The following is a 5,803-nucleotide window of genomic DNA, read 5'->3' on the forward strand; positions in this document are numbered from 1 at the left end:
TCCCGGCACACCCCGTCCGGTCAACTCAGTGATGGCAGGTCTCCTGGCTCACGGGTCGTTGCGCCATCCAGCCTTCCCAGCCTTGCCGGCCAGTGGCATTCACGGATTTTGCTCGCCGCTTACAGTTGCGGGGGCAGCCACGGTCTCGACCTGAGCAGGCCTCACCGTGTTCCCTTTTCACCCCTCGCCTTTCGACTCGGGGACCATCACCGCTTCAGCGTAGATTTGCGCCGATCGCTTCGCAATGGATTTCTCGGACGGAGTGGTGGGCCAGCTAAGGGAAACAGGCATCGCATGCTCTCTTTATGTAATAATATAACATACCTAAGAGATGACGCCGGTCGCTGTCAAGCGAAAGCTCATGGGGCGGTTGGCCGGATGGCGACCGGCATCGGCGCAGATTGCACGGGATGCGCAATTTCGATCAAACTGGCTGCGCCAGGAAACGGCAGGATGATCTGGCCAATGCGAGGAGAAAATGGACCCGACCGAGAAAGCGCTGTGGTTCGTCGAAAGCCATCTGCCGGAGGCGATCTCGCTTGATGATGTCGCGCAAAACAGCGGCGTGTCGCGTTTTCATGTGACGCGCGCCTTCGGCGCCGCCACCGGCCGGTCGGTGATGGGCTACATGCGCTCACGCCGGCTGACCGAGGCGGCGCGCAAGCTGGCGGGCGGGGCGCCCGACATCCTCGCCGTCGCGCTCGACGCCGGCTACAACTCGCATGAGGCGTTCACCCGTGCCTTCCGCGATCAGTTCGGCACCACGCCGGAACTGGTGCGCGCGCAGGGCACACTCGACAAGCTCGACCTCGTGGAGCCGATCCTGATGGACCAGTCCCTCCTCACCAATCTCGAACCGCCGCGTTTCGAGACCAGCCGGCCGTTCCTGATCGCCGGCCTCGGCGAACGCTGCAGCTGCGAAACCAGCGCCGCCATCCCGATGCAGTGGCAGCGCTTCGGCCCCTATATCGGCAACATTCCGGGCGAGACCGGCGACGTCGCCTATGGCGTCTGCGTCAACGGCGACGATGCCGGCAATTTCGACTACATCGGCGGCGTCGAAGTGTCTGACTTCTCCGACCTGCCCAGGGACTTCTACCGGGTGCGGGTGCCGGCGCAGAAATATGCGGTCTTTGCCCACCGCGAACACATCTCGACCATCCGCCGGACGGTCAACACGATCTGGAACAAATGGCTGCCGGCCTCCGGGCATGAGATCGCGGACGCGCCGGAATTCGAACGCTACGGCCCCGAATTCGACCCGCGCAGCGGCAAGGGCGGGCTGGAGATCTGGATACCGGTGAAGGCGTAGTCGGTCAGGCCATCGGCAACGCCGGCCAGCGATCGGCGATCCGGCCGCCGGAAAACACCGCGATCGACCCGAACTGCTGCAGCACGGCTTCGCTCTGCGTCGGCCTTAGAAACGCGTAGTCGCCGGGCTTTGCGGTCGCGTCGGCGGGCAAGCCCATGAATTGCTGGTTGGAGGACAGGCCGAGCAGCCCGTTCGCCTTCATGCCTTCTGGGAAGACCGGCTCGGCCATCCACTTGCCGCCATAGAGGTAGCAACCCTTGCGCGGGAACCGGCCGAGCGCCTGCAGCAGGCGGGTGACGGCCGGCGGGCCGGGCAGCATCGGCTCGACCATTTTCAGGATCGGCGTGGCGATGAAGGCCGCCGGCTGGAAGCCGTCGAGGCCTGGCGTATCGAAGTCGCTGGGCAGCACAAAGGCCGAGCCCATCGAGACCTCATTGGCCGCGCCGCCATGATGAAGCAGCGCGGTCTTGCTGCCGCCGATGTTCAGGATGCGGCGCTGGTCGGCGCCGAGACAGGCGACGAACGCCGAGGCCTGCGCCGACGCCTTTGCCAATGCCTTTGCCGGTCCGCCGAAAAGGCCAGGAATGAGCGGCGCATGCGCCTCGTAGGCCATGACGCCTTCGCAATGCAGCCGGGCCGGCAACGCGCTCAACGCCTTCGACAAGGCCTCAGGATTGGCGAACCCGCCGCGATGCAGCCCGACATCGATCTCGAAAGCGATGCGCAGGCCGATGCCGAGTTCGTCTGCCAGCGCGCCATATTCCGCCAGTCTTTCCTCGCTGTCGATCAGCCAGCAGACGCGCGACCAGTCGGTATCGGCTTTCACCAGCGCCGCCCTTGCCGCGCCGATCGGCATCGGCTTGCCGTAGAGCAGATCGGCATCCGGGAACGCCTTCAGCACCGCCTCGCTGATCGGCGGGTGGAAGGTCATGAAGCGCTCACTGCCAAGCGCCTTGGCGATATACGCAAGCAGCGGCATGCACGCGAGCGATTTGTCGACCAGCCGCACGGCCAGGCCGGGATCCAGTCTCTCCTTGACCAGGGCAATGTTGCCGTCCAGCCGGTCGCGATCGAGCAGCAGGCAGGGCTGGAAGATGCCGGCGGTCTTCAGCGCATCCGAGAGGGTGGAAAAATAGGTGCTCATCATTCGATGCCGAACAAGCCGGCCATATAGGGCGAGACGAAGCGGTTTTGCGGATCGACGTCGCGGCGCACCGCCATGGCATCGTCCCAGCGCGGGTAGAGCTTTTTCAGATCCGCCGCTTTCAGGCTGTGCATCTTGCCCCAATGCGGCCGGCCGCCATATCTGCGGAAGATCGGCTCCGCCGCCCGCATGAACGGCAGAGGATCGTTCGCTGCATCATGGTGGATGGCGATGGAGCAGGTCAGCCTGTTGTAGAATGGCGAAAGCCAGAACTGGTCCGGCGCGACCGAGCGCACCTCCATCGGGAAATAGACCTCGAGAAAACGCTTCTCGGTCAGCTCGATGATCTCGGCCAACGCCTTCGGCCCTTCCTCGAACGGCAAATGATATTCCATCTCGTTGAACTTGGTCTGCCGGTCGCTGGCATAGACGTTGAGCCAGTCCTGCACGTAGTCCTCGGCGGGAAATCTGACGGCCGCCGAACGGATCAGGCGGCCACGCAGCGATGGCAGCCAGGCAAGTGAGGTGCGCAGCCGACGCAGCGTCCTCAAACCCGCCTCGTCCTCTTCCGGCGGCCGTGCGGTGGGTGCGGCGTCGCTGAAATCGCTGGCGATGAACTGCGCATAGCCGGAGAACGGAATGTAGTAGAATTCGGCCGAGCGATGCGCGGCCATCATCGCCTCGAAGTCGCGCAGCATCTCAGTGATCGGCAGCACATATTTGCGGCGGCGCAACCGGTAGGTCGCGATGTTGTTCAGCGTCACTTCGGTGAGCACGCCGAAAGCGCCGAGCGCGACGCCCATGGCGTGGATCATGTCCTGATCCCCTGCCCGCTTGAAGTCGCGGACCTTGCCAAGCCCGTCGACGATCTGCACCGTCTCCAGCTGCGTGTGATAGGCGCCGAGCGTCGGTCCCGAGCCATGCGTGGCGGTACCCAGCGCGCCGCCGATCGCCTGGCGGTCAATGTCGCCCATATTGGGCAGGCCCTGGCCAATGCCTTGCAGGATGCGCATCAGCGGGCCGAGCCGGGTCCCTGCCCGCACCCGCGCCCGATGTGTTTCGGCGTCGTGCGAGACCAGCCCTTCCAGCCTCTCCAGGGACAGGATCGTGCCTTGCGATTTCACCAGCGGCGTGAAGGAATGACCGGCACCGGCGACGCGCACCGGGCCAGGCGCGGTCCGGACGAGATCACCGAGTTCACCGGCATCGCCGGGGCTGGCGATCAGCTTGGGCTCGGCGCTTACAAAGCCCGACCAGTTGCTCCAAATGTTAGACATGCCACCTCCCCGCTCAGGCAACCGCACGACGGTGACGCGACACAAGGACGAAGAGACCGAGCAGCGCCACGCTGGCGACCGCGCTGGCGGCGGCGAATTCCGGCACCGGCCGGAAATCCTTGCCATCGATGAGCAGCGACGCCGCGATCGGCCCGATCGCCAGGCCGAAAAGCTGGGCTGCCGGCACCAGCAGCACAGCGGTCCGCGTCTCGTCGGCGGTGATCGCCAGACGTATCTGGTAGGGCACGATGAACAGCAGGATAAAGCCCATGGCCAAGGCAGCGACCCAGAACGTTGTCAGGCCAGGGCTACTGGCAAGAACCAGGGAGCTGACAAGCGCGACGACGCCGATCGCCGCGATGGCAAGGCGATAATCGATGCGCGCCTCGAACACGGTGGCCGTCATAGCACCCAGGACCTGCACGGCGAGGCTGGCCGAGACGATCAGGCCGACGGTGCGGCCATCGATGCCATACTGTGCGCCAAGCGGTTCCAGAAAGGCCCAGACCGCGCCGAAGAACATGAAATAGCAGAAGACGGACAGCAGCGCGGTCGTCGAGGGAAGCGTCAGCACATTGACCAGGTTCTCCTCCTTGGGCAGGTCGGCATAGTCACCGGGAACAGTGAAGGCGACCACCAGCGACACGACGCAGACGACGGCAAGAACGATGAAGCCGCCCGACGCCCCTGCGGCCGGGATGACATAGAGCGCCAGCAACAGGGCGAGCGCGCATTGCGCCAGCGTCTGCATGGTGACGAAATAGCCGCCGATGCGCTCGGCGCGCCGCGAGCGGGCGATCAGTTCGGTGGCGATGGCGACCAGACCGCCCTCGGCGAGCCCGGCCAGGGCGCGGGCCGCAATCAGCGTGCTGGTGCTCGCGGCATAGGCCGTCCACACATTGACCAGCGCCAGCAGCAGCAGAAGGACGGCACTTTTCCAGCGCATGTGGTGCGCCGAAAGCAGCATCGCCACGACAGCCGAACCGATGGCAATAGCGATCATCTCGGCTGTGGCGACCAGCGCCAGTTCGTCGCCGCTGACATGGCCTTCGGTGTAGAGAGCTCCGAGCAGCACCGGCTGCAGGCCGAGGATGAGCAGGCCGACCGAACCGATCCACAAGGCCGAGGCGAGCTGCCAGCCGGTCGGATTGCCGACCAGCCAGTCGCCACTGCCTGCGTGGCCGGTATCTGTCGAAGCCAAAGGCGCCTCCCAACGTCCTTGCCGTGCGGCAAAAAAGCTGACAACCTGTCAGTATTTCAGAAACTGATACTTGATCATATTTTCTTGTCAACCGGAATTTGGGAAGCCGTGCGAAAGATCGGTGCATGACGGAATTGAAGAGAATGGCGACCGAGCCGAGGCGCAGGCCCAAGCAGGAACGCAGCCGCGAGCGCATCGACGCGATCCTGTCGACGACCATGCGGCTGATCGGGGAAAAGGGTATCGACGCCGTCACCATGAAGGAAGTCGGCATGCTGGCGGGCGGGCCGATCGCCACCGTCTACCACTATTTTCCCAACAAATCGGCGATCCTGGCGATGCTCTATGAGCGGTTTTCAGAGGTCAGCCGGGCACGGCTGACCACGATCATCGCCGAAATCCGCGAGGCGAACGACGTGATCGTGGCCGCTGACCGGCTGCTCGATGATTATCTCAGCCGTGTCGCCGGCGATCCGGCCATCCAGGATCTGCAGAACGCCATCCAGGCCGACAAGGCGCTCAAAAACCTCGACATCGCCGAAACCCGACACCAGGCCCAAATGTTCTGCGACCACGTCATCGCCTTGCTCGAGCCCGAGAGGCGCGAGCAGTTCGAACGCATGGTCCTGCTGATCTTCCAGCTCGCCGGCGGCGTGGTGCGCCTGGCGCTCGCCGAGGGCGAAGCGGAAAGCCGCCAGACCATCGAGGATTACCGGTCTATCATTCACACGCAGCTGCGACTGTTTCTCTAGGGCGTCCGCGGCGATCTCAGCCGCGCCTATTTCGCCCGATGGATGAGGCCTTCGAAGCCGTGAGTCAGATCGGAAGCGCCGGCCGCGAACATCTTGACGAGGTTTTGCGGACGGCCG

The 5,803-nt window shown here is 64.4% G+C and carries 5 protein-coding genes and 1 riboswitch; of the genes, 2 read left to right on the top strand and 3 right to left on the bottom strand.

Annotated features, from left to right (window positions below; genetic code table 11):
* Positions 1 to 15: 15 nt before the first annotated feature.
* Positions 16 to 223: riboswitch (cobalamin riboswitch) on the bottom strand.
* 255 nt (positions 224 to 478) lie between these two features.
* On the top strand, positions 479 to 1,312 hold the full coding sequence (locus EN964_RS21965; RefSeq protein ID WP_127272480.1) for an AraC family transcriptional regulator: 834 nt from the start codon (positions 479 to 481) through the stop codon (positions 1,310 to 1,312).
* Between the two features lie 4 nt (positions 1,313 to 1,316).
* Here EN964_RS21965 and EN964_RS21970 read toward each other — a convergent pair whose 3' ends face one another.
* The 3 genes from EN964_RS21970 to EN964_RS21980 are packed head-to-tail and all read right to left on the bottom strand — an operon-like array spanning position 1,317 to position 4,934.
* Complete coding sequence (locus EN964_RS21970; RefSeq protein ID WP_164749008.1) at positions 1,317 to 2,456, bottom strand: DSD1 family PLP-dependent enzyme; 1,140 nt, start codon at positions 2,454 to 2,456, stop codon at positions 1,317 to 1,319.
* Entirely contained in the window at positions 2,456 to 3,733 is a 1,278-nt protein-coding gene (locus EN964_RS21975) for a D-arabinono-1,4-lactone oxidase (RefSeq protein WP_127272478.1), read from the bottom strand. The genes EN964_RS21970 and EN964_RS21975 overlap by 1 nt, the downstream gene beginning before the upstream one ends.
* A 13-nt stretch (positions 3,734 to 3,746) precedes the next feature.
* Complete coding sequence (locus EN964_RS21980) at positions 3,747 to 4,934, bottom strand: MFS transporter (RefSeq protein ID WP_127269303.1); 1,188 nt, start codon at positions 4,932 to 4,934, stop codon at positions 3,747 to 3,749.
* A 125-nt stretch (positions 4,935 to 5,059) separates the two neighbouring features.
* Between EN964_RS21980 and EN964_RS21985 the strand changes: the two genes are divergently transcribed.
* Positions 5,060 to 5,686 carry a TetR/AcrR family transcriptional regulator gene (locus tag EN964_RS21985; protein WP_164749009.1) on the top strand — a complete coding sequence of 209 codons (627 nt, stop codon included), beginning with the start codon at positions 5,060 to 5,062 and terminating at the stop codon, positions 5,684 to 5,686.
* Positions 5,687 to 5,803: the final 117 nt, after the last annotated feature.

The sequence above is a fragment of the Mesorhizobium sp. M7A.F.Ca.CA.001.10.2.1 genome, assembly GCF_003998575.1.
Taxonomy (GTDB): domain Bacteria; phylum Pseudomonadota; class Alphaproteobacteria; order Rhizobiales; family Rhizobiaceae; genus Mesorhizobium.

What these genes read in the sequence shown, in the direction of transcription:
- EN964_RS21965 (WP_127272480.1), top strand. Translation starts at nt 479, where the DNA reads ATGGACCCGACCGAGAAAGCGCTGTGGTTCGTCGAAAGCCATCTGCCG.
- EN964_RS21970 (WP_164749008.1), bottom strand. Translation starts at nt 2,456, where the DNA reads ATGAGCACCTATTTTTCCACCCTCTCGGATGCGCTGAAGACCGCCGGC.
- EN964_RS21975 (WP_127272478.1), bottom strand. Translation starts at nt 3,733, where the DNA reads ATGTCTAACATTTGGAGCAACTGGTCGGGCTTTGTAAGCGCCGAGCCC.
- EN964_RS21985 (WP_164749009.1), top strand. Translation starts at nt 5,060, where the DNA reads ATGACGGAATTGAAGAGAATGGCGACCGAGCCGAGGCGCAGGCCCAAG.